This window comes from Streptomyces collinus Tu 365 (assembly GCF_000444875.1).
GTDB lineage: Bacteria > Actinomycetota > Actinomycetes > Streptomycetales > Streptomycetaceae > Streptomyces > Streptomyces collinus_A.
Genome location: NC_021985.1, coordinates 1 through 22,444, shown reverse-complemented (window position 1 = coordinate 22,444; position 22,444 = coordinate 1). Strand labels below are relative to the sequence as shown.

At 67.7% G+C, this 22,444-nt stretch carries 20 protein-coding genes and 1 pseudogene; 7 read left to right on the top strand and 14 right to left on the bottom strand.

The genetic code is table 11. The annotated features are described in order from the left end of the window. Positions 1 to 168 precede the first annotated feature (168 nt). The gene (locus B446_RS37875; RefSeq protein WP_158506719.1) at positions 169 to 3,804 is read left to right on the top strand and encodes an SEL1-like repeat protein; all 3,636 of its coding nucleotides are present in this window, start codon (positions 169 to 171) and stop codon (positions 3,802 to 3,804) included. Between the two features lie 40 nt (positions 3,805 to 3,844). Here B446_RS37875 and B446_RS00085 read toward each other — a convergent pair whose 3' ends face one another. From B446_RS00085 to B446_RS00075, 5 genes are all read right to left on the bottom strand, one after another. Then, positions 3,845 to 4,528, bottom strand: coding sequence for a hypothetical protein (locus tag B446_RS00085; protein ID WP_148305703.1), 684 nt, complete (start codon positions 4,526 to 4,528; stop codon positions 3,845 to 3,847). 346 nt (positions 4,529 to 4,874) lie between these two features. Continuing rightward, positions 4,875 to 5,462: a hypothetical protein gene (locus B446_RS00080; protein WP_148305702.1), complete on the bottom strand. Its 588-nt coding sequence runs from the start codon at positions 5,460 to 5,462 to the stop codon at positions 4,875 to 4,877. Positions 5,463 to 5,917: 455 nt separating this feature from the next. Further along, the gene (locus B446_RS37870; RefSeq protein WP_148305701.1) at positions 5,918 to 6,799 is read right to left on the bottom strand and encodes an RICIN domain-containing protein; all 882 of its coding nucleotides are present in this window, start codon (positions 6,797 to 6,799) and stop codon (positions 5,918 to 5,920) included. Between the two features lie 31 nt (positions 6,800 to 6,830). Then, on the bottom strand, positions 6,831 to 6,953 hold the full coding sequence (locus B446_RS40685; RefSeq protein WP_272945897.1) for a hypothetical protein: 123 nt from the start codon (positions 6,951 to 6,953) through the stop codon (positions 6,831 to 6,833). Positions 6,954 to 7,219: 266 nt separating this feature from the next. Then, a complete protein-coding gene (locus tag B446_RS00075; protein ID WP_020937346.1) occupies positions 7,220 to 7,567 on the bottom strand; it encodes a hypothetical protein in 348 nt (115 codons plus the stop codon). A 557-nt stretch (positions 7,568 to 8,124) separates the two neighbouring features. Here B446_RS00075 and B446_RS00070 point away from each other — a divergent pair. Next, positions 8,125 to 8,880, top strand: a complete 756-nt coding sequence (locus B446_RS00070) for a DUF5131 family protein (RefSeq protein ID WP_020937345.1) — start codon at positions 8,125 to 8,127, stop codon at positions 8,878 to 8,880. On the opposite strand, the gene B446_RS00065 is transcribed toward B446_RS00070, so the two are convergent. Continuing rightward, positions 8,852 to 9,973 carry a three-Cys-motif partner protein TcmP gene (locus tag B446_RS00065; RefSeq protein WP_020937344.1) on the bottom strand — a complete coding sequence of 374 codons (1,122 nt, stop codon included), beginning with the start codon at positions 9,971 to 9,973 and terminating at the stop codon, positions 8,852 to 8,854. The genes B446_RS00070 and B446_RS00065 overlap by 29 nt on opposite strands. A gap of 438 nt (positions 9,974 to 10,411) precedes the next feature. On the opposite strand from B446_RS00065, the gene B446_RS00060 reads away from it, so the two are divergent. Both B446_RS00060 and B446_RS00055 read left to right on the top strand, forming a co-directional pair. Further along, positions 10,412 to 11,008 (top strand): helix-turn-helix domain-containing protein, encoded by a 597-nt coding sequence (locus B446_RS00060; RefSeq protein ID WP_020937343.1) that lies wholly within the window; start codon positions 10,412 to 10,414, stop codon positions 11,006 to 11,008. 22 nt (positions 11,009 to 11,030) lie between these two features. After that, entirely contained in the window at positions 11,031 to 12,383 is a 1,353-nt protein-coding gene (locus tag B446_RS00055; RefSeq protein WP_020937342.1) for an MFS transporter, read from the top strand. Positions 12,384 to 12,699: 316 nt separating this feature from the next. On the opposite strand, the gene B446_RS39970 is transcribed toward B446_RS00055, so the two are convergent. From B446_RS39970 to B446_RS00035, 4 genes and pseudogenes are all read right to left on the bottom strand, one after another. Beyond that, complete coding sequence (locus B446_RS39970; RefSeq protein WP_020937341.1) at positions 12,700 to 12,903, bottom strand: hypothetical protein; 204 nt, start codon at positions 12,901 to 12,903, stop codon at positions 12,700 to 12,702. Positions 12,904 to 13,550: 647 nt separating this feature from the next. Then, a complete protein-coding gene (locus B446_RS00045; protein WP_043474367.1) occupies positions 13,551 to 14,261 on the bottom strand; it encodes an N-acyl homoserine lactonase family protein in 711 nt (236 codons plus the stop codon). 103 nt (positions 14,262 to 14,364) lie between these two features. Continuing rightward, positions 14,365 to 14,838 (bottom strand): annotated as a pseudogene (locus B446_RS00040) (ATP-binding protein); the annotation flags it as partial. A gap of 245 nt (positions 14,839 to 15,083) precedes the next feature. Next, positions 15,084 to 15,299, bottom strand: coding sequence for a hypothetical protein (locus tag B446_RS00035; protein WP_020937338.1), 216 nt, complete (start codon positions 15,297 to 15,299; stop codon positions 15,084 to 15,086). Positions 15,300 to 15,427: 128 nt separating this feature from the next. Here B446_RS00035 and B446_RS00030 point away from each other — a divergent pair, with 128 nt between their 5' ends. Next, complete coding sequence (locus tag B446_RS00030; RefSeq protein WP_020937337.1) at positions 15,428 to 15,814, top strand: hypothetical protein; 387 nt, start codon at positions 15,428 to 15,430, stop codon at positions 15,812 to 15,814. Between the two features lie 190 nt (positions 15,815 to 16,004). Here B446_RS00030 and B446_RS00025 read toward each other — a convergent pair whose 3' ends face one another. The 4 genes from B446_RS00025 to B446_RS00015 form a co-directional block, all read right to left on the bottom strand. Next, positions 16,005 to 16,628, bottom strand: coding sequence for a hypothetical protein (locus tag B446_RS00025; RefSeq protein WP_020937336.1), 624 nt, complete (start codon positions 16,626 to 16,628; stop codon positions 16,005 to 16,007). Positions 16,629 to 16,977: 349 nt separating this feature from the next. Beyond that, a complete protein-coding gene (locus B446_RS41040) occupies positions 16,978 to 17,340 on the bottom strand; it encodes a helicase associated domain-containing protein (RefSeq protein ID WP_420010346.1) in 363 nt (120 codons plus the stop codon). A 409-nt stretch (positions 17,341 to 17,749) separates the two neighbouring features. After that, positions 17,750 to 20,437, bottom strand: coding sequence for a DEAD/DEAH box helicase (locus B446_RS00020; protein WP_078614572.1), 2,688 nt, complete (start codon positions 20,435 to 20,437; stop codon positions 17,750 to 17,752). Beyond that, positions 20,434 to 21,000, bottom strand: a complete 567-nt coding sequence (locus B446_RS00015; protein WP_020937334.1) for a hypothetical protein — start codon at positions 20,998 to 21,000, stop codon at positions 20,434 to 20,436. Before B446_RS00015 ends, B446_RS00020 begins: the two co-directional genes overlap by 4 nt. Positions 21,001 to 21,120: 120 nt before the next feature. On the opposite strand from B446_RS00015, the gene B446_RS00010 reads away from it, so the two are divergent. Together B446_RS00010 and B446_RS00005 are read left to right on the top strand one after the other, a co-directional pair. Next, positions 21,121 to 21,591 (top strand): hypothetical protein, encoded by a 471-nt coding sequence (locus tag B446_RS00010; protein WP_020937333.1) that lies wholly within the window; start codon positions 21,121 to 21,123, stop codon positions 21,589 to 21,591. Positions 21,592 to 21,828: 237 nt separating this feature from the next. Next, the gene (locus tag B446_RS00005; protein ID WP_020937332.1) at positions 21,829 to 22,020 is read left to right on the top strand and encodes a zinc ribbon domain-containing protein; all 192 of its coding nucleotides are present in this window, start codon (positions 21,829 to 21,831) and stop codon (positions 22,018 to 22,020) included. The last annotated feature ends 424 nt before the right edge of the window (positions 22,021 to 22,444 follow it).

Below are 22,444 nucleotides of genomic sequence, written 5' to 3'. Positions count from 1 at the left end.
CACGTCGTATCCACTTCCGGACACGATGGTGCGATGAACGGCGATGGGATAGGGTCAGGACAGAGGCGTGAGGCTGCAAAGCCCGGGAGCGGTAAACGGCTCATCTCACGGCCGGCGGTGGCACCGGGACCCCTGCGTGCCCTGAAGAACCTGATCTACGGCGCATACGTGGCCGCCGGCGCACCGACGCTCGACACAATGGCGCTGTCCGTGGCCGAGGACGATGCATTGCATGCTTGTCCGTCCCGAGACACGATCAGCCGTTTGATTGGCGACGCTGCGGCAGTTGGAAAACAGGCGGACGTCGTGGCGCTCATGACAGTGCTGACACGCATGGCCGGCGGAGCCTTGGAACAAGCCGCCGCGGAAGCAGCCTCGTTGTGGACCCGAGCGCAGCTTGCGGAACCCCTTGGCCGCCCCATCACCGAGATCGATCCCTACACCCTTGAGGTTCATCGAGCGATCATTCTTCAGGGAGCCAGCGGTCTGCCCGACTATGTAGAGCGCGGCCACGACAAGGAGTTGCGCCGACTGGTCGGCGAGGCGCTCCACGGCGTCAGTCAACTTGCGCTGCTGGTAGGCACATCATCCACGGGGAAGACCCGAGCCTGCTACGAAGCAGTCCGAAACCTCCCCCCGGACTGGAGACTGTGGCACCCCATCGACCCGGAGCGGCCCAGGGCCGCGCTGGCCGCACTGGACCAGGTGGGCCCCAAGACGGTGGTCTGGCTCAACGAAGCCCACCACTACCTCCTGCACCGGGAGCACGGCGAATCCATTGCTGCAGGACTGCGCACTGTCCTGTCAGACGACACGAGGGCTCCGGTCCTCGTGCTTGGCACGATCTGGCCCGGTCCCGGATATTTCGACGACTTGCGCAGTACTCCTTCTCCTGGACAGCCGGACCCGCATGCCCAAGCACGTGTTCTCCTGTCCGGACGAACCATTCACGTCCCAGCAGCCTTCTCCTCCTCCGAGGTAGACGAACTCAAAGAGTCGCCTGACCCACGTCTTGTGGCCGCTGCTACCTCGGCCCAAGACGGGATGATCACCCAGTATCTGGCAGCGGCCTTCGAACTGATCGACATCTACAACGCAGCACCCCCGGGCACCAAAGCCCTCCTCAACGCTGCGATCGACGCACGCAGACTCGGCCATCCCATCGGCCTCCCGCTGCCGTTCCTTGCCGCAGCGGCTGAGGGATACTTGACCGACAGCGAGTGGGAGCTCCTGCCGGACAATTGGCTGGAACAGGCACTGAACCAGCTCACCAATCCCATCAAGGGAGCGTTAGGACCTCTGCACCCGCAAAGGCGCCCGCGCGGCTCCACCGGGCAAGCAGGGCAGGTTCTGGGACAGGCCTACCGACTCGCTGACTTTCTTGCCGACCATGGTCGAGCTCAACGCCGCTTGGAACGAATTCCTCCGCTGTTCTGGCAAGCCGCCGAGCATCACTGCAAAGACGAAGGCGCCCACGCACTCGCATCAGCCGCGGCGGAGCGCGGGTTTGCAGAGATTGCCTGCCGCCTGTGGGCCTCAGCCGGTGCCTATTGGGAGGTGGCCAACGCTCTGACACGGATGACGCGACTGGACGAGGCTCTGCCGTGGTACGAGCGCGCCGCACTGGAGGGCGATACCCTCGCCCTCCGCACCGTCGGCAGCCGCCTCGTAGAGGCGGGACGCCCAGACGATGCCCTGAACTGGTATGAACGGGCTGCCGCTGATGGCAACGCAGAAGCTCTCCTGGAGGCGGGCGACCAACTTGCCCAGCAGGGACAACTGGATCAGGCCCTGGTCCGATTCGAAGGAGCAGCCGCCGGCGGAATCGACGACGCACTCTTGATGGCAGCCGGTCACCTTCTCGCTGCTGGCCGCCCGGAGCAGGCACTGACCTGGTACGAGCGGGCAGCCGCCGACGAAAACCCGAAGGCTCTGCGATGGACCGCAACAGACCTGACCAACGCCGGATACCACGACGAGGCAGTGGTCTGGTACGCGCGGGTCGCCGCCGCGCAACCGATCCCAAGGGCGTATCGCTGGGTGGCCGACCGCATGGCCAGGGCAGACCATCTGGATCAGGCCCTTGTTCGGTACCAGCACGCGGCGAACGCCGGTGACAGCGAGGCGCTGGTCATCGCAGGGGACCGACTGGCGGACGCCGACCGGCTGGACGAGGCGGTGCTGTGGTACGAGCGTGCAGCTCAGGCCGGTGACGTGAAAGCACTTCACTCGGCAGCCAGCCAGTTGGTGGCGGCGGGCCGAGGAGACGAGGCCTTGCTCTGCCTGGAGCGGGCAGCCGATCTTGGCGATGAGGACGCACTGCGTCTCGCCGGCGATCAGCTCGCAGAAGCCCAACGACTGGATGAAGCCCTCGCCTGGTACGGGCGAGCTGCCGATGCAGGTGATACCCAGGCACTGCTTATGGCTGTCGCTCAGCTGACACGCATGGGGCTCCTGGCTGACGCCCTCTCCTGGTACGAACAGGCCGCCAGCCGGTGGGGCCCACAGTATCTTCGCCTGGCGGCTGACCACCTGGTCGACGCAGGTCATTTGGACCAAGCACTCGAATGGTTCGAGCGAGCCGCCAGAAACGGTGACACGGAGGCCCGGCACACGGCCGCACACCGGCTGGCCAACAAAGGACGTCTGGATGAAGCGTTGGAATGGTTTGAGCTCGCCGCAGAACAGGGCGATGCACAGGCGCTCCTGCTGGCAGTCGAACAGCTTGCGCAAGCCGACCGTCTGGACGAAGCCCTGATCTGGTACGGGCGCGCAGTCCAAGCAGGGGGAGTGGAGACGAACGACGCTCACGTCCTGACGGCGATCGCTGACCAACTCGTCGACGACGACCGACTCGACCAAGCACTGCAATGGTACGAGCAGGCAGCAGACCTCGGCGACGAGAGCGCGCTTTTGGCCGCGGGCGACCGACTGGTGGAGGCACATCGACTGGACGACGCTCTACCGTGGTTCACCCGCGCAGCTGTGGCGGGGGACACCGATGCTCTCCGCTGCGCAGCCGCTCAGTTGGTTGAAGCAGGCCGCATTGACGAGGCGCTGGAGTGGTTCACTCGCGCCGCAGAGAACGACGATACCGACGCCCTCTACTGGGCAGCCAGCGCGCTGGCCTTCGAAGGCCGTTGGAAAGCAGCAGAGAGCTGGTTCGAGCGTGCGGCGGCACATTGTGGTCCTGACGCTCTGGAGTCAGCGGCAAAGACTCTCGCAGCAGCCCACCGTCTGGAAAACGCTTTGGGCTGGGCGGAACGGGCAGTCGGCGAGGGCAACGCCACGATGCTCCGCTGGGCGGCAGACCAGTTAATGGGGGCCAAACGTCTGGACGAGGCACTGGCTTGGTACGAACGCGCAGCCGCCCACGGGGACACGAACGCGGCGAGGAAGGCCGCGCACGAATTGTGGGGCGCGGCGCGTTTCGGCGAAGCACAATTGTGGTTCGAACGCGCTGCCGCTGGCGGGAACAACTCAGCGCTTCGCTGGGTGGCTGATCGGCTCGTGGTGGCGGGGCGGCTGGACGAGGCGCTCCCCTGGTACGAACGCGCAGCCATCAACGGCGATCTCGATGCCATGCAGGCAGCAGTAGGGCAATTGGCCATGACAGAGCGGAAAACGGAGGCACTCGCCTGGCTATGGCGAGCCGCCGATGCGGGGCTGAGTCTGAACGCCGGCTGGTTTCCTGCTCTGCGCAAACAACTTCTCGGAGACCAGGACGACGTTCTCCTGCGCTATGGACGAGACGCAACCGGACACCTCGCACAGGTGTGGCGGATGGAACCCGCGAGAAGTTGAGAGCCCGCGTCGTGTCAGGGCGGACAGTCAGCGGCGGCCCTCAACACTTGCCCTGAGTTCCTGCCGTGAAATCAGGGTCGCTCTCCAGCGGGGAGAAGTAGTGCCACAGTGCGGGTCTCATGATCGGCTTCAGTGGGCCGACGACATTGCCCTGCTTGCAGTGCTGAAGCCTCTTCACTTTGGCCACGTCGGCGTCGTCGCTGCTGGTGAGGAGGGTGGGATCAGTGCGCTGGGACTGCCGGTACATCAGGTAGTTGATGTAGGCGGCCAAGACCTCGTCCTGCCACGACGCGTTGCCGTCCTGCCCCCTGGCCTCCTGCTCGGTGTAGGTGTCCCACGTCCTCACCGGGTCCATCTCGATGGGGACTGGCTGGTCGACCGTTGTCGGCAGGCAGGCGCCCGCAACCGGATAGAGACTGCACGGGTTGTGGTCCACGACGGTGATGACAGGTCTACGGTCGTCGTCAGGGATGCCTTTGGCCGTGTCCGCCGCCAGGCCCAGCAGTTCCCGCATGGCGCTCTCCGCTGAACCCGGGTCGCCCTTGTCGGCGGACGGAAAGCTGGGCAGCCGGCCGGGCGCTCCGTGTGCTGCCGACGCGCCGCTCGGCGTACCGGTGCCGTAAGCGGACTTGCTCGGTCCGTCGACCGCGTTGTCTTCACCTGGGCCGCAAGCGGTCAGGGCACTCACCAGGACAGTGGCGGCGATCGCGGTGGCACGCCTCATTCTGAACCTCCACGGATTGGCTCGTCGCCATCCTTCCGCAGCCAAGTGGGGACGGTAGGACGATCGGCGCGTTCCGTAACCGCCCAGCTGGATCTGCATCGACGGTGCTGCCCGGCCGAAGGGCCGGGCCAGCACCGTCGTGCTCAGCTCCAGATCCAAAGTGGGGCGATTTACAGATGCTGAATCATCCACAGGCGATGGAGGCGCTGGGCCGGACCGCGGCGCATGATGTCAGGTCAAGGCCCGCACCGATCAAGATGGAGCGGTCTTGTAACCGCCTTGGACGCCGCTCGTCCAGGTCGAAGCCCAGCACTTTCCGCCTCGGTCGGGGCCGTCGGCCCTCGCATCAGGCCGAGGTGGATGGAGGGCGCTTCCGTACGATCCATTCCTGGAGGTCTTGGTGGCGGAACTGGAAGCCGACACCGCTGATGGTCATCAGACCGGCCTTCCTCGCCCAGTCCAGGAAGGCGGCGAGCCGCCAGGGCAGTTTTTTGCGGGCCAGCGTCATCGCTGTGACGTAGCGCAGCCAGGGCACAAGGAAGAAGCCGAAGCCGAGGACGAAGCATCCGCCGAAGGCCAGCCCGGTGGTCACACGAGTAGTCCAACCATGGGAACACGAGGGCTCCCAGGTCGGCGAACGCGGCGGCCCCGAGCATGTCCAGGCCCAGAAGAACTCCGGGTTGAAGTTCCCGCTCAGGGTGCGGTCGAGTCCGACCTTTGCCTCCATGAACCAGTCGAACAGGGCGGCCACGACGGCTCCTGCGGCTATTCCGGGCGCCCATCCGAAGGCGAGCATGACGGCCATGCCGACCCCCAGGCCGATGGCGCTTCCGATCTCGACGCCGGACACGATCCGGCGCGGGCCACGGCGGCTACGAAGCCCCTGGGTGCGGCGCTGGGCGAAGGCGAGCAGGGGCCAGTGGGTTGGAGGCATCCATGGCCAGTAGCGCAGCGCGAAGTAGGCGCCGGCCACAAGCAGCAGGCCTGATAGGCCCAAAGCCGCCTTCAGGCGCCTGCCGGTGGTGCCGGTGAGGGCCGGCCAGTGGCCGGTGAAGAAGTCTCACCGGCGTGACCGGGGCCGCTGACCGCGGCGATGACGCAGGCCAGACCAAAAACATGAGAGGCACGGTGTGGACGGCGAGGTGCTCAAGCCGCACCCGCCATGTCCCTGCGACGGGCCATATCCGGGCTAGGACGACCTCACGGCCGGACAGCGGGATACCGTGGACCGTGCCTCGGCTCTGCTCCAGGTGCTGGGGGAGCACGGTGAGCCAGTTCATGGCCTGCTGGGGGCTCTTCCCGCTGGTCCCGCTGGTGTGGATAGCACACAGGTGCTGCTTTGCTAGTAGCAGTGACACCCCGAGCCCTATTCTGTCTTGAGACCCCGCTCTATCGTCGGACGCCAGCGGATGGCGTATCAGTAGCGTTGACGACGATGGGATTCCCTCCCAGCTTCCATCGCATCTCCGGCGCCACCGGAACTTTGACATCCCAGGTCTGCATCGGCGTCCCCGGCCTGTTGTAGGGGCCGTAGATGGTCATGCACACACCCTGTGACACAAGTCGCCCCTGAGCGAACTTCCACTGCTGGTCCACGGACTGGGTACACGAGCGCAGCCGCAGACGTTGCCCACCTCCGGGCTTAGCGGGTGTGAGACACCGGCCGTTCGCATCGAGGACCCGTCCTGCGTCATAGGACCATCGCTGGGCACCAGGTGCGTTGCCGCATCTGTCGATGACCACCGCGTCCCCCTTGGCCGTCAGACACCACCCGGCCCACGCGGGGTCGGAAGCCTCAATCTGACGATGTGCCCAGCCAGACGCCCCGCTCGCTGCGTCCTTCCCCGCATCTTTCGTCCATGGGTACCCCAGCAGCCACGGAATGAGCGCGGCGAGCACCATACTCAAAGCCCCCGACGTAGCGGCGATGATGGACACACGCGAGGATATCGAGCGGTCCCGCCACCAGTGGGCCTCTTGCTCCCTTGCTAAGGCTGCATCCAGTCGCTTCATGGCCGCGTGCCAGAGAGCGTCGATCTTGGTGACGCCTGCTTGGCCGGCGACAGCCCGGGCGATCTGCATTGCCGTGTCGTACTTCGGAATTCGTTTCCCCTTGAAAGCCTCCGAACAAGTGCTCTGTGCCAGACTGGACTTAGGGTCGTGAGCTCGAGCGCGCTCGACGATCTCCTTGTAGGTAGGGCGCCCGTGGTCATTTCGAAGTTCCTGCAGACAGGCTGCGAACTCGACCACGACCCTCCTGCTCTCCTTCACGTCCCCCCACTTTCCCTTCCCTCGTATTGGTTCAGTGCTGGCCCGACATGTCCAGGAGCCGTGCGACGAGAGCCTTCACGGCTCCGCCGAGTACGGCGCCGAGAAGGGCGATCTTCTCTGCGCGCGTCAGCTTCTTGGTCTGGTTGCGGTTCATGCTGCCCCCTGGTTTCGTCAGGCTCTCCTCGGCCTCACACGGTCACCAGGCTGCATACCCCCGGCCTCCCGTCCCGCTCGGGATCCGAAGAAAGTCGAAGACGGTCGAAGACGCCCGTGGACCTAGGCGGATGTCATCCCCGACGGCCAGCGCCGATCAGGCAACGCTGCGGGCGCCTCACCAGCCATCAGCGAGCCCCAGTCCCCCTGCAGCCGCCCGCGCCGAGGCCGGCGCCTCGATGGCGCGGATCGCGCTGACGGGCGGCGTCACCGAACGGGCGGTCTGCGCATCTGCCGTATGGCCCTGTCGTTTCCGGCCAGCGTGATCTTCGCTTCGGCCTCTGCCCTTTCGTATTCGCTGTTCATCTCGGCAGCCCACAGCGGTGGGACTTGCGCCTGGACGTGCTCAACGTGCTCCTCGTGCCGCACCCGGTGTGTGAAGTAAACGCGTGCCAAGGCTGTCTTCAAGGTGATCTCAGGGACCGAGGCCCCGGAGAAGAAGGCCAGCAAGGCCAGGTCGTCGTACGAACGCCCGGGGCCGACATGCCTGGCCAGGGCGCAAACCAGGTCGCTTGTGCCGTCCGGGTAGACCGCCTCGGTTCCTTCGACTCCCATGCGACGCATCTCAGGAGCCGGGATCAGGCCGTTGCGGCGCCAGTTGGCTGGCGCTGACGGTGAATCCGGTCGCCGCTGCCAGGGCTATGAGTGTGCGATCTGCTCGGCTGGGTGCAGTGCGTGGCATGACAGCGACGCTACTCAGAGAGCCGACACCTTTGTGATCTAAGAGTGCGGGGGTCGGCCATCACACCACTTCCCGCAGCGGACCACGGCCGGACCATCCGCATCCGGACGCTCGCCCGCGCGGCTTGGGCCTGCCGAAGGCGTTCGTAGATCATTCTGCCCAAAGCCCCTGGGAGGCGCCCGCTGTGGACCGGCCAACGAGGTCGGGTCGTCGGTTCGAACCCCGTCGGCGCTTGGTTACACGGCTCCCCGGCGGTGCGCGTACCTCGCAAAAATGGTGCACATGTTCTATTTTTGAGAACCTGTGACACCCTGGAGCGACGGATGGTTGGATGCCGATGTCTGGCGGCCTGATCGCTCGTTGAACGCACCACAGGCTGCGCACCGGGCCTGCGGGCGGCCGTGACCGCAGGAGGATGGGGAGCCGACGCGTGAGTGACCGCAGTCCGATTGAGTGGACCGAAGCGACGTGGAACCCCACGACCGGCTGCGACCGGGTCTCGGACGGATGCGACAACTGCTACGCGCTGACGTTGGCGAAGCGGCTCAAGGCTATGGGATCAGCGAAGTACCAGCGCGACGGTGACCCCCGTACCTCCGGCCCCGGCTTCGGCCTGACCGTGCACCCGGACGCGCTGCGGGTCCCCTTGGGCTGGAAGGCGCCGCGCACGGTGTTTGTGAACTCGATGTCAGATCTCTTCCACGCCCGCGTACCGCTGGACTATGTCCGGCAGGTCTTCGACGTCATCGAGCAGACCCCGCAACACACTTATCAAGTGCTCACGAAACGAGCACGTCGGCTGCGCCAGGTCGCCGACCGACTGGAGTGGCCGGCCAACCTGTGGATGGGTGTGTCTGTGGAGAGCGCCAAGGAACTGTCCCGTGTAGACGACCTGCGGCAGGTCCCGGCCACGGTGCGGTTCCTGTCGTGCGAGCCGTTGCTCGGGCCTCTGAACGGACTGGACTTGGCGGGCATTCACTGGGTTATCGCCGGAGGCGAGTCAGGTCCCCGCTTCCGCCCCATGGAACAGGAATGGGTCACAGGAATCCGGGACGCCTGCCTCCAAGCCGATGTGGCCTTCTTCTTCAAACAGTGGGGAGGCCGGACCTCCAAGGCGTCTGGTCGGCACCTTCAGGGGCGGACCTGGGACCAGATGCCTACGCTCGAACCTGCGCCTGCAGGCTGATCCGGCTCTTGGTCGTGAGCTTGCCCGGCGACTGCACGGCGACCACGCCGTCCTGCCGCATCTGCCGAGCCGCCTGCAAAGCATGCTTCGGCATCCAGCGGGCGGTCTCCGCCAGCAGCCACTCGCCGATGGCCTCCACCGTTGTGGCCCCGGAACTCAACCGCTGGGCGACCAGTTCGGCCAGCTCGTCGTCGATCACACCTGCGGCCTGGAACAGGTCGAGCTGCCCGTCCGCCTTGGCGCCTCGGGTGCGTGGGTCGCGGAAGCTTTCGCCATCAAGCTCGTCGACCTTCCACATAGCGTCCTTCATCGCCCTCAGGCCTGCGGTGCTGCCGGTGCCGAAGACGAGATAGAGGGGCTGCCCAGTACGCGGGACGAGTTCGAACTGCAGCTGGTAACCGAAGCCAGCCCGGCGCAGCGCATCCCGGTAGGTGCGCAACCACACGCGCCACTTCTCGTCGGGGCGCAGTTCTTCCGCGGCGGGGCTCCAGAAGCCGCGGCCACCAAAGACCGCGTCGAGGATGCCGGCGTTGAGATCCTCGCGGCGGCTGAACCAGTTGGGCCCGAAAGTGGTGATGACTTCGCTGGAGCGGTTGCGAGCGATGCGGGACATCACGTGCAGCGGTACATTGACGCTGCCCCAGCTGTCAAAGATCCCCAGGATCGGGTGACCCCACGCTCCGAGCTCGTCGAGAAGAGCGAGGCTGTCGAGACCTGCATCGCCGCGCCGCACCTCCACCCGGACCGGCAGATCCCTGAGCGGCCCGAAATAGGAGACGAGTTCCGTCATCAGGTGCTCGTGGCGGGCCCGGTCCTTCTCGATGAATATCAAATGCACCCGCCGCGGGCTGAGGTGCATACGATCGGCCGCGTCATGGTGCAGCAGGCGGTCCAGGATGAACACCGGCGAGCCCGGCTCGCCGTTCTCATAGCGCCCCGGCCCGGCGAACGCATCCAGGAGCGTGACCCGGGGCCGGGAGTATCCCTTGCTCTGGGAGGTCTGCAGCAGGATCGGCCACCAGGCGTCCAAGTACCGCTGGTACAACCGGTGCTTGGCTGCGGTCGCTGGCTCCAGTTTCCACAACACGCCCATCCGTGCCCCCTGTCCAGGATCGCCGCAGTCGGCGGCTGGCACGTGCCAGCCGCACCCCCTCGTACCAGATGGTGTGCGCAACAACGTTCAACGTAAAGACCGCGTATCGGTCCCTGAGAGAGCGGGAGGTTCACCCCTGTAGGACGTCGGCGATGGGATCTGCCCAGGGAAGGGGGCGGCCGGCTGGGCCCGTCACGGAATCAGCCCCAAGAGGAGCGGACTGGTCACAGTCCAATCCTGTGGATCTCATCGTTGGACAGCCCGAGGCGCACTCCGAACCCGGCCTGAAGGCCATCTCGGGACTGGCGGCCGAAGGTAGGCGCGGTGTTGTGGGGCGCCGATCGTCTCATTTGCTGCGCCTTTGACGCGCTTTCAGCCACTGCACTAGAGTGAGTCCCCGATCAGATAACAGAGTCCGCTTGCAGAAGGGAGGTTGGCATGCTGCTGACGACCGGGCAGGCGGCAGACGAACTCGGCTGTGCGATCACCACCTTCCGCCGCCTCGTGCACGCCAGCCTGCTGCCAGGCCTGTCCCGCCGTGGCGTACGCGTCATGATCCCCCTGGACACGGTCCAAGCCCTCGCCACCCGCCGCCGCGCCCCCCTGGAACAACTGGACGCCACGGAGATCGCCGTGCTGCGTGTCGACGCAGCCCGCCCGGCCCCCGAGCCCGACCGGCCCTGGATCGGCTTCGCCGCCACCCTCACCCCCGACGACCTGCTCAAGGCCCTGCGCGGCTCGTGGCGCTGCGACCCGGTCAGCGTTGCCGCCGGGGGAGTGCTGCCCGTGACCCTGTCGGGCTACGTCGTCGCCGTCCTGACCGGCCTGCAGGCATGGGAAAAAAACTCAACCGGCCGCCACACCTTCTCCCGGGCTCGCCTGGCTGGCTACGTCACCGACCTGGCCACACCCCGCATCACCCTCACCTCCCGCACGGACGGCGACCAGCACCTTGCCGAGTCGCTGCTGGGCACCCGCCTGCCCTCCGACTCCGGCGGGGCGATCGCCTACGTCACCACCCACACCACCGGCTGAACCGCCCGGACAAGGAACCCTCATGGACGCACAGAGCTACAACGCCGCTCTCGCCGAGCTGCGCACCGTGCGGGACGAGATCAAAAAGGCCCGGGCCGCGCTGACGAAACTGGAAACCGACCGCGACCAAAGCATCGCCCAGCTCGCCTCCTACGGCAAGGCGAAGGCGGACCGGATCGCCCCCGCCGCCGGGCTGAGCGTCGCCGACGTCACCGGCACCACCCCCCGGACCCTCGAACGCGATGTCCCCCCGGACGCCGAAATCATCGGCTTTGACGACGAGATGAACGCTCCCCTGGGCGGCGCCCAGGTGGACCGATTGCGTCGGCGGCCGTTGCTGATCGTCCTGAACCTGATATCCGTGGTGCTGGTCCTGCCGCTGCTGTTGGTGCACGACCGCCATGGCGTCTGGATCTGTTACCTCGTCATGACGTTGTACGGGCTGGCCAGCGGCGTCACTGGTTCGGCTATGACCGCGTTCACCCAGACGTTGATCCCACCGCAGCACTTGGGCGACGCCAACGGCCTCCTGCAGACCTTGCTGCAGGGCCTGCGCCTGATTGCCCCTCTCCTGGGTGCAGGTGTGCTGTCCGCATTCGGCCTGGGGCTGTTGGTGGCAGGCGACGCCGCTACCTTCGCTCTCGCAGCCCTGCTCATTGCACTGATCCGGCAGCGGGAGGATCGCCCCCAGTCGGCGCGGCCAGAGGAAACTGGCGCCGAGATCGGCGCCGGCTTCCGATACATAGCGCGGACTCCCGCCCTGCGTCAGTTCACCGTCGCCGTAGTACTCGCTGTTGTTGCTTTCGGGCTCTGCGAGTCGGTTCTCTTCGCCGTCGTCGACACGGGGCTGCGCCGTCCGCCGGCCTTCCTCGGCGTCCTCGGCTCCTTGCAGGGTGCAGGTGCGATCGCCGCTGGGGTGGTCACCGCAGTGCTGCTGCGACGTGCAGGGGAACGGCGGACCGTGGTACTCGGCCTGGCCTGCGCTGGCGCAGGCTTCCTGCTGAGTGCGGCTCCGTATCTCTTGGCGGTCGCGCCGGGTGCGGTGCTCATCGGTGCCAGCCTGCCTTTGATCGTTGCGGGCGCCATGACCCTGTTCCAGCGGCGCACGCCCACATCTCTGATGGGGCGGACCGGTGCCGCGTTGAACGTGCTGATAGGAGTACCGCAGACTGCGGCCATCGCCGCCGGAGCCGGATTGATCGCGCTGGTCGACTACCGCGTCATCCTCGCGGTGATGGGGGCCCTGATGGCAGCCTCAGCGCTCTATTTGGCCACCCGCACCACCCACCAGTCGATCGAGGCAGTAGCCACCGCGCGTCGGGCGCAAGAGCCCTGCGAAGAGACACCGACAACAGCAGCGCCGCACTGCGGATGACACCAAGGTTCTCGGTCAGGGACTGACGGCGCCCTGTACGCGTGGGCGGGCAGCGCCCCCGGCGCGGGGATAGCCGAGGGCGCATGACTCGTATGAGCGGTCTCTCCGGGCAGGGGGCCTCGCGGTACGGCGCGCGGGTGTGCGACGGTGGGGCGACAACGAGACCGACCGGCCCCCCCCATGGGAGGGCTGATCCGACTTCGACACCCTGCCCCCGCTCCGCGCCGCGGCCGACGCCCTAGACCTGCTTGTTCGCGTCGTACCCGCGTGTCGCGTTCGACACCGGCTCCGTGACCGCCCAGCCGTTGTCGCGAGGTCAGCAATACGGTGGCTGGTTGGTCAGCGAGGCCGCCACTCGCGTCCACACGCCGAACAGGCCGACGAGCTCGGCGCGCGGCTGGTGCTGTTCGTCGTGCCGACGCTTGATCTGGCGGCGCAGACCGCGTTGGCCTGGCGGGCGGACGGTCACATGGAGCACATACTCGACGACCTTCTTGCCGTACACCTGCTCGTTGTCCATGGAGTTGGCGAACGCATCCAGCTCCGGCCCTTACGGGCGCCGGCGGCGCGGGCGGGTGAGGTCGGCGGACTCCGCCAGCTCGGGTGCGGCGAAGATGCGGGGGGTGGCGGTCATGTAGAGGCGGCGGTCGGCGTGGATGCGTGCGTGTCGCGTCGTTGACGATCGCCCACTTCTTGTCCGAGCGGCCCGCGATCCGGTGCGCCTCGTCCATGACCGCCAGGTCGAACGGCGGCACCGCGTACCCCGTCTTCTGGGTCTGTTCGATCTTGTTCAGGGAGTCGTAGGTGCAGATCACCGTCAGCGCCCGGATGTGGTCTTCCCCCTCCCCCACGACCGACATCAGCTCGCCCAGCGCGTACGGGTCGGCGGTCGACAGGACACGGGCCGCCACCAGATCGGGCCGGCCTTCGGCGTCCATCGAGGACACGATCACAACCCGCTCGCGCAGGCGGTCGCCGACGGGCTGGCTTTGTAGGTGGAAGCGGACACCGCTTATCGACGAGTCCGAACACCACTTGCCGATCACAGGGCCGCGAAATGTCGATGAGAACTGACACCACTTCGGTGGGGACAGCCGACGTTGGCAGTCGTTGACGGTGAGTGCCGCGCCCGGTTGGACGATGCGGCTCGGGGTCGCCCGACCTTCCCTAGAAGGTGCTTTGCGACGGTTCCCAGACCGAGCAGTCGTGCGCGAAGAGGACGCGTCGTGGGTCGAAGTCGGCGAGTCGCTCCAGCCAGTGCTGGTAGGCGGGAAGCGGCTGCTCCACGCCGTGAAGCGCCGCTTGGCGGGCCAGCTGGTCGGATGCGAAGTGGGAGGCGAAGTCGTGCGCCTGGCCGGCGAGGATTACCGTGCCGTCGGCTTGCCGGAGGACCAGCGACTGATGCCCTTGAGTGTGCCCTGGTGTCGGAATGATCCAGACGCCCGGCCAGACCTCCGCCTCACCGGCGAATTCCTCATAGGACGCGGCAGGAAAATCGATTAACTCGTCGAAGGTGTAATCGCCGCTGCGGGCAGTGGCCAGCTCGACGTCCTGGACCAGGATGGGCTTGCCGCCCAGGAGCGGGTTCCCACCGCAGTGGTCGAAGTGGAGATGGCAGTTCGCGACGAGGGAGATGTCGTCAAGAGCGACTCCGGCCGCGGACAGGGCATCCTGCAAGTCCCGGCGTCGGGGACGGTAATGGGCTTCGGTCTCGGGATCCGCTGTGCCGATGCCGGAGTCGAACAGGATCAGACCGTGATCGTGCTGCACCAGGTAGGCGAGCACAGGTTCGACCCGCGGCTGCAGGCCACCGGTCTCCGACGCGGGCCGGATGAAATACCCCAGATCAAGGCGACGCACCGGCATGTTCTTCCCCATGCGGCCAGCCTGTCAGGTTTGGGTGTTCCGGTCGGCCAGTCTGCCGAGAGCAGAACCACCACCGACCTCATCGGCCGCGAGGCGTGCGATTCACGTGCCGGGTTCAGCCTGCGGCGGAGTCCTGGGCAGCGGCACGGGCCTGTGTAATGGCGAGGCGGTAGGATTCGGTGCCGGTCTGGATCAGGTTGCCGCCGAAGGTCAGCCGGTCGACGATGGCCGCGCAGAGCCTCGGGTCGGTGAAGGTCTTGGTCCAGCCGCTGAAACTCTCGTTCGAGGCGATGGCAACGCTGTTCTTCTCCTCACGTTCCGTCAGAACCTGGAACAGCAGCTCAGCGCCCCTGCGGCCCAGCTCCATGTAGCCCAGCTCATCGATGCACAAAAGATCGACACGGCCGTAGCGGGCGATGGTCTTGGTCAGCACCTTCTCGTCCGCGGCCTCGACCAGCTCGTTGACGAGCTTGGTCGCGGGCGTGTACTTGACCCGGTAGCCGGCCATGGCCGCTTCGGTGCCCAGCGCGATCAGCAGGTGCGACTTGCCGGTGCCCGAGTCACCGATCAGGCAGAGCGGCAGGCCCTTCTTGACCCAGTCGCAGGTTGCCACAAGGGGTGTGCTCGCATCGGCGGCTGAACTCTTGCGGCGGCCCCTTGAGGGCCAGGTGCTTCCGCCGGTCGGGAAGTTTGCTGATTACCTGTGGTCACAGCGGTGTTAGGGGCATGCTAGGCGGGCGCCGGAGCAGAGGAACCGCGTCGGCGGTGGTCACGGGCCAGGGGGGATCCAAGTGCGCGGGACCGTGCTCCAGGAGCGGTATCGGCTGGAGGGGCTCATCGGGGCCGGAGGGTGTGGCCGCGTTCCTCGGGTACGTCGGGATCCCGCCCGGCGAGAACGATCGCCAGTCGGGTGTCGGTACGGGCCCTGGCCCACACAGCGCGCAGATCGATGCCGAGTTCCGCGACCGCAGCGTCCAGGTCCCGGCCGTGCCGGAGAACGGTGATGAGCCGGCTGGCCTGGCGGCCGGTGAGCGGGACGGGGTCGGTCATGCCCGCACCCCACGGGCGCCACATGCCGTATCTAGTGCCGCATCCGGAAGACGTTCGTTTCCGGCGGCTGGGCAGGGGGTGCAGGTGCCTCCTGCCGTGTTGTCGGAGGCGGATGCAAGACTCTCGCCATGACGGAAACGCTCGGCGCGGGCATCGCGCTCATCTCCATCGTCGGCCGTGAATTCAGTCAGGTGGACGCGGTGGAGGAGACGCTGACTGACGTGTTCGCCTATGCCGGCCCCATGCGTGATCAGATCACTGAGGAAGGGATTTGCCGCACCCTGGTACTCCAGATCAGCGAACTCACGGACGGTCGGGCTGCGCAAAGCGCACTTCCTCTGGTCCCGTTCGACATCAGCGACGTGGGTCCGAGCCAGGCGCGGGTGCGAGTTATCGCGGCTGCTCCGGAGGACCTGCGGGCCGTGACGGCCGTCATCTCGGCAGGACACTCGCTGGTCGGGGAGCCTGCTCAGGGCAAGGATGGCAGTGCGGTACTGGTGGTCTCTGCGGGCTGACGACAAACGCGGGTGACCCCACGGTCTCAGGCGACGTTGTCAGCCGCACGTCGCTCAGGCCCTCCCCCTCACTGGCCGGTGCTGGGTTCCCTTCCCGCCCTCATCCGGGCCGGCCGGGGGACCACCGCCACCCTACGAGACCCCTGGCGGGTCACTTCAGTGTTCCTGCCACGAACGAGTGCCGTATCAGCTAACAGCCGACTTCTCCCTGGCGCACCGTGCTCAGCCGCCCACCTCCTGCCCGTCCGCGGTCAGCATCCCGCCGCGCCACCCCGGCCCACCGCCGCTGCGCCGCCACCACCTCCGGCAGACCACGCAGATCCAGGTGCTCCAGCGGCTGGTTCGCGTCCGCGTCCAGCAGCCACCGCCCATGCCGCACGCACACCCGCTCCCACCGCGGCGCATACCGCACCACCCGCACGGCCGCCCCCGTCCGGCGAGCGGTGCACAGCCGGCAGCCGAACGTCACGGGACCGGCTACCGCGCCACCGACCCGCCACAGCCCTACCGGGTCGCCGGCCTCGGCGCGCAGTTTGGCGTCTTCTTCTCCCCAGGACGGCAACGTCCGTGCCAGCACGCCTTCCTCGACGCCGCACATGCCAACTAGGAGCTGCCGCCCGGCCGCGTTCAGCAGCACCTCGGCATCGGCCCGCGCGCCCCCTCCCTCATGCCCGAGCGGGTAGTTGCGCCACTTCCAGCACGCCCGCAGCACCTTCGCTTCCATCCCGTAGCGCCTGGCGACGCGGCAGATCAGCGACGAGGTCGTCTCTCCCTGCAGGGGAGCGGTACGCAGGAGGACGGGGTTACGGATCACCCCACCACGGTCTCGTGTTCACCGGCCGGGGCGGACGCATTCGCAAAAGATGCGCAGTGGCTAAAAGCAGACTCAATCCGCAACTCCCGGTCGATCAGTCAGGTCGGCGAGGAGGCGCACCCCCGTGTCGGTTGTTTCTGCCGGTCAAGAACGTGCTCGGTACGCACTCCGTACGCCAAATGTACGCTTCACGGTCGCTGCGCCTGGGCGGCTTGATGCTCCACGACTGTCACACTCCACGCCTAGCTCCCGCAGCGCGGCGAGCTGCTCGGCGTCGAGTTTGTGGCGTCGCTGCTTGGTGTTGGTGATCCTTACGTCCAGTCGGACCGGGACCGGCTCCGTCTGACCCTCAACCGCGATCTCCACGATGGCGCTGCGGGGTACGGGCCGCTGGCCTTCGCGTTCGACCCACTGCGCCAGGGCTGCCAGTCCCCTCTGGAACGCCGCCTGTGCCTTGCTCCCGGCCTTCCCCCGGGCCCTTCGCCGCGCCATCAGCGGCTGGTGCCGGGGACGGTGTCACGCCCAGCCGGGTGAGCCGTTGCTGTTGTTCGGTGGTGAGCTGTTTCCAGGTGGCTGGTTTGCGCTGCTGCTTCAGCCAGCGTCCGAGGTCGTCGCCGTTAAGGAGGACGCCGGGGGCGATGTCGGGGAGCCGGCTGCCTGGTTCGTCGGCGGCGAGGTCGGCGAGGACGCGGTGGTGGCGCTGCCAGTCCAGCGGCCAGGGGCAGTTCCAGTCGGCGTCGATCGCGGTGAGCTGCTTCGCGCGTACGGCGGCCCGATCCGCGTTTTTGCCGGGGCCGCCCTTCCCCTGCGCCCGCCACAGCCACTGCGGCCCGCCGCCAAGGCCCGGTCGGCAGTGCAGCCGGTGCCCCGGCGTGGACCCGGGGCACCGCGGCCGCTGCGGCAGCCGCTTTCCCTATGCCGCAGCGACGCCTTTCCTGCTGCGGGACCATAGTGGCCCGTGAACCGTGCAGACCGCGTCCGCCGGCCCGGGCACGTCACCGCACCGTAAGAAGGGGCCGCCGGCGAACAGCTCCCGGGCGACCTCTCCTGGCGGGGTCCTGGGTGATCCACCGCTTCACTGCCACGGTCGCTGCGCCTGGGCGGCTGATGCTCTACGGCTGTCACGCCCACTGCATGCCTAGCTCTCGCAAGGCGTGGAGTTGTTCGGCGTCGAGTTTGTGGCGTCGCTGTCGGGTGTTGGTGATCCATACGCCCAGTCGGACCGGCACCGGTTCGGGTTCGCCGTCGATCGTGATCTCGACGATGGTGCTGCGGGGTACAGGCCGGTGGGCGCCTTCCCGCTCCACCCACTCGGTGAGGGCGGCGAGCCCGCGCTGGAACGCCTGCTGTGCCTTGCTCCCGGCCTTCCCCGGCCCTTTCGCTGCGCCCTGGGCGGCTGGTGCCGCAGCCGGTGCCTCGTCCGGTGTCACGCCCAGTCGGGTGAGCCGTTCCTGCTGCTCCCCTGACAGCTGCTTCCAGGTGCTGGGCTGTTTCTGCCGCTGGAGCCAGCGCCCCAGATCATCCCTGTCGTGGAGGACGCCGGGTGCGATGTCGGGCAGGTGGCCGTCTGGTTCGTCGGCGGCGAGGTCGGTGAGGACGCGGTGGTGGCGCTGCCAGTCCAGTGGCCAGGGGCAGTTCCAGTCGGGGTCGATAGCGGTCAGCTGTCCTGCGCGCTGCTCCGCCCGGTCGGGGTTCTTGCCGAGGCCGCCGTTGCGGCGGAGGTTGGCGATCAGTTGTCCGATCGCGACCCGCTGGCCGTCGGGGTCGTCCCACATGGCGTCCTGCCGCGGCGCGAGGTGCCCCATGGCGCGCCGGTACGACCGGAGGGTGGCGAGCTTGTTCTCCCACGCTTCTTCGCCGGGTTCCCACACCATGCCGGCCTCGGGGGCGTCGAGCAGCTCGACGCGGTGGGGGTCGAGCTCGCCTGCCCGTAGCGCTTTGCGTTGCTGGTGCACCCACCTGCCCAGCGGGAACGCCTTGGTCACCCCCACCTGGGTCTCGACGTCGTAGGGCACGGCGTGCAGCCCGGTGATGTTGTTCTCCGTCCGCCAGCGCAGGAGGGCTTGGTAGCCCTCGAGCCAGACCAGTGACTGTGGCCGATAGACGCGGGTGCGCAGGAATGCGGCGATGGTGGCGGGGTCGCGGGGGCTGGAGAACTGCAGCAGCTCCGACTCCGCCCCGCCGTTCCCCGGCTCCCGCCCTTCCTGCTGACCGGCGCCGGGACCAGCACCGGTGCCGGTGATGATGCGTCCGTCGGCGTCCCGCCGGACGTGCGCCTTGCGCGTGCCTCGGGTGAGGGCTCGGTTGGCGAGTTGTTCGGTGAGGTGTTCGGAGTGGGAGCGCAGGCCTTGGAGGACGGCGACGAGGGGGGTGTAGGAGGCGCTGGCGATCATGTCGGTGGGGTTTTCGCCGGGCTGGAGGAAGACGGGCACGATGATCCGCGCGGTCTTGGTGGTGCCGTCGAGGTTGGGCCGTAGTGCCCGGCCGATGTTCTGCACGATCTCGACCTGGGAGCTACGGGTGTCGGCGAAGCAGACGGCCTCCACACCCCGCTCGCCTCTGATGTCGACGCCTTCGCCGAGGACGCGGCAGCTGGCGAGGAACGCCCGGTGCACTCGCCGGCCTGCGGCGTCGATGCCGTTGGCGAACTGGCGCAGGGTTTCGCGGCGTTCGGTGACGAGGTGGTCCCCGCACAGCCATGCCGACCACACCCGGTCCGCGGGAACGTGCCGCCCGGCCTCCTCGACGTCCCCGGGCTCGGCGCCGAGAGGGGACCGCGGCCGGTCGGCGGCCTCGTCGAGGGCGTGGGCGGTGACCTCGTCCGCATACAGGTCCGCAGCGGTCTGGGGCAGGTTGAGGGCGAAGGCTTCGGCTTCCTCGACCCGGCTGTGGAAGGTCATCATCGTCTTGATGTTGCGGGCACTGGCGTGCTCCAGGAGCGCGGCCTGCAGCAGCGCGAGCCGCCGGCCCCGCCGCGCTTCGTCGGACAGGCCGACGAAGTAGTCGGGGTCCTCGATCTCCAGGACGTCGATCTCGAACCCAGCGAGGACGCCCCGCTCGATGGCCTCGGCGAGAGCGAACTCGGCCAGCCACGGCCCGAACGTGGGGGAGTCCTGCCCCATCGAGCAGAGCTCCAGCTCACGCCCGTCCTTACCCCGCTGCGGCCGGGGAGGGGCCAGGATCCGCGGGGTAGCGGTGAGGTAGAGCCGAAAGTCAGCAGGGATACGGGTGTTGTCGTGGATCGCCGCCCACGACCGACCAAGATCACCCGCGGTGCCATGGGCCTCATCGACGACCGCGAGATCGAACGGGGCCATCCGCTGCCCGTACAGCCGCTCCCCGCCCGCCAGAGCAGCCTCCAACGGCCCCCGCATACGCCCCTGACCCTCCGGGTCGTCGAAGTCGTCACGGTCCACCAGGGAGGCGTACGTGGCGAACACGACCACCGGCCCCGCCCCGGCCCACAACGCGAGCTGGATCGGGTTGGTCGTCGTCCGCACGCCCAGCGAGTCGAGCACCGGGTCGCTCTCCAGCGAGCACACCGCCACCATCGCAGCGCGGTGACCCACCGCCCGCCACGCCTGCGCGGTCTGCACGAGCAGGTCCAGGGTCGGCACCGTCACGAGGACCCGCCCGGCAGGGAAGCACTCCAGCGCGCACGCAGCCGCCGTGATCGTCTTCCCCGACCCGGTCGCCGACACAATCGTTCGCCGCGCCCCCTGCGCCGGCACCGAAGATCTTGCAGAAAATCCCACCCAATTCTGGAAAGCCGACTTCTGCCGTACCTGGTGTTCTCGGAGCTGAATCAAAAGAGCTCTCCAAACTCGGGAAGGACCTGCTCGACGGAAGCGATACGGCACCCGGTGCGCCGGTAGAGACCGCCGTCCTTACCGTGCACGGCCCATACCCGCTTGGCCGCTGCCTCGGCTGACGCAGCCATCAGATGAACGACGGGACCCGGCACGCCCGGGCGGGAGCGGCCGGCGACGGCCCAGGCACCGATCCGGCAGACGCGGTGCCGCGAGATCTCAGGAGCCGTGACACCCAACCGCTCGGCCTCGGCCACGTCCGCCATCAGCCGCTGCAACCGCTGCTCTTCACAGCGGACAGCACGCGAGTCGAGCGAACGCGCGTACATAGCCACCTGCTCCCTGTCCATGACAGGGGCGATCCGCTCCCACTGAACGCACCGCAGCTCCGCGATGGACAGCTCACTCAAGTGATGCGGTTCCGCAGGACCCACCCGTGCGCGCCCGGCGCGTTCCTGCGCCAGGCGTACCAGCGCGGCCACCTGGCGCCGATCGAGCCCGGCGGCTCTCACGACCACTCCGAGCCGGGCAAGCTCATGCGGAAGATACTCGTAGATCAACACACGATGCGGCTCTCTGCCAGAGGTCCCTCAATTACGCCAATGCTACATGCTGCATCACACTGAGATGCAGCGGTTAGCGGACCCCTGCACGCACTGCCCAGGTCTCGTAAGATCCCCGTCATGGACTGGGGACCGATCGTCAGCACGTCACTCGGTGCTGTCATCGGCATCGCCTCCACACTGGCGACGGATCAGATACGGACCAGGCGCGGCCGGGAAGACAAGGACCAGGCCGCACGGCAGCAGCTGTACGGCGATTACCTGGCCGCTCTCGCCAGGACGCGGAACCAGCTGCGAATGGCGGCCAGGCCGACTGGCTTGCCAGATGAAGAACGCCTCCGCAGGACTGCTGAGGCGTTCCACGAGGGGAACGCCTACGAACTGCGCTATCAGATCGCGGTCGCGGCGCCCAGGGAAGTCGTCGAGGCGTCGACTGCCGCGTTTCGGTCCCTGCGGGATCTCAGAGACCTCGTGGAGGCAGGAGCGCTCCATACCAGTGAGGACTACGTGCAGGCCCGGAACAGGTGGGAGCTGCTGCTGGCGGAGTTGCGGATCGCAATGCGACGGGACCTCGGCAGGCAGGTCTTCTAGCCGCCCGGCCGCCTGTTGGGCCGGCCGCTCCCGCCCAGAGCACCCAGCCTGACTAGCCCACCCCCGCCGCCCCTGTAGCCGCCCGGGCCGCAGGCCCGTTGACCGACCCCGCGCAGCGGGGCCGGCCTTTCGTGGCGCGCTGTGCCACCCGGTGACCGAAGCGCAGCGAAGGCACCGTATGAGGGCGAAGCCCACGGGTACTCCGCACGCACTGCCGCCCACCCGACCAGGAGAGCCATGACCCACAACACTGACAACACTCGAGGCAACCGGTTCTGCAAGGCCTGCGGCACGCCCGCCGAAGACGGGAAGCTGTGCAACCACTGCGGTGCGGTCCTCGACCTCCCCGACCAGGCCGGACTGATCGAGGATCAGGGAGCCGCGATCCGGCGCGACTTCGAAGGCCGCACCGAACAGCAGCGCAAGTGACCCCGAATCGCCCCTGGCCGTCATAGCAATCCCAGCAGGCCCGCGCACCGCACTCCCACCTGATGTGCGACCACGGGGGGAGGCTGCCAGCGCGGCACCCGGCTCCACGGTAGGAGCCCACCTCTTACTGCTGCCAGCCCGGGCCGCGCGGAGCGTGGCCCGATGCCTCGCACGCAGTGCGAGGCACACGGTTCGCAGCGCAGCGGAGAACCGCCCCAAGCCCCGAGCGAAGCTTGGGGCCGGCCACGTAGTGGCCCGCTCCTGGAGCGCAGCGCAAGGAGCGCCAACTCCCACGCGAAGCGTGGGAGTTGTGCGGGGAGCGCAGCGAGCCGCTCACGCTTCCGCGGAGCGGAAGCGCAACACCCGCGCGCAGCGCGGGTGTTCGCTTGCATCGCGCGCAGCGCGATGGGACCCGCTCCGCGGG

What these genes read in the sequence shown, in the direction of transcription:
- B446_RS00005 (WP_020937332.1), top strand. Translation starts at nt 21,829, where the DNA reads ATGACCCACAACACTGACAACACTCGAGGCAACCGGTTCTGCAAGGCC.
- B446_RS00055 (WP_020937342.1), top strand. Translation starts at nt 11,031, where the DNA reads ATGGACGCACAGAGCTACAACGCCGCTCTCGCCGAGCTGCGCACCGTG.
- B446_RS00045 (WP_043474367.1), bottom strand. Translation starts at nt 14,261, where the DNA reads ATGGGGAAGAACATGCCGGTGCGTCGCCTTGATCTGGGGTATTTCATC.
- B446_RS00030 (WP_020937337.1), top strand. Translation starts at nt 15,428, where the DNA reads ATGACGGAAACGCTCGGCGCGGGCATCGCGCTCATCTCCATCGTCGGC.
- B446_RS00010 (WP_020937333.1), top strand. Translation starts at nt 21,121, where the DNA reads ATGGACTGGGGACCGATCGTCAGCACGTCACTCGGTGCTGTCATCGGC.
- B446_RS00035 (WP_020937338.1), bottom strand. Translation starts at nt 15,299, where the DNA reads ATGACCGACCCCGTCCCGCTCACCGGCCGCCAGGCCAGCCGGCTCATC.
- B446_RS00080 (WP_148305702.1), bottom strand. Translation starts at nt 5,462, where the DNA reads ATGCCTCCAACCCACTGGCCCCTGCTCGCCTTCGCCCAGCGCCGCACC.
- B446_RS40685 (WP_272945897.1), bottom strand. Translation starts at nt 6,953, where the DNA reads ATGAACCGCAACCAGACCAAGAAGCTGACGCGCGCAGAGAAGATCGCC.
- B446_RS39970 (WP_020937341.1), bottom strand. Translation starts at nt 12,903, where the DNA reads ATGGACAACGAGCAGGTGTACGGCAAGAAGGTCGTCGAGTATGTGCTC.
- B446_RS00075 (WP_020937346.1), bottom strand. Translation starts at nt 7,567, where the DNA reads ATGGGAGTCGAAGGAACCGAGGCGGTCTACCCGGACGGCACAAGCGAC.
- B446_RS00060 (WP_020937343.1), top strand. Translation starts at nt 10,412, where the DNA reads ATGCTGCTGACGACCGGGCAGGCGGCAGACGAACTCGGCTGTGCGATC.
- B446_RS00085 (WP_148305703.1), bottom strand. Translation starts at nt 4,528, where the DNA reads ATGAGGCGTGCCACCGCGATCGCCGCCACTGTCCTGGTGAGTGCCCTG.
- B446_RS00065 (WP_020937344.1), bottom strand. Translation starts at nt 9,973, where the DNA reads ATGGGCGTGTTGTGGAAACTGGAGCCAGCGACCGCAGCCAAGCACCGG.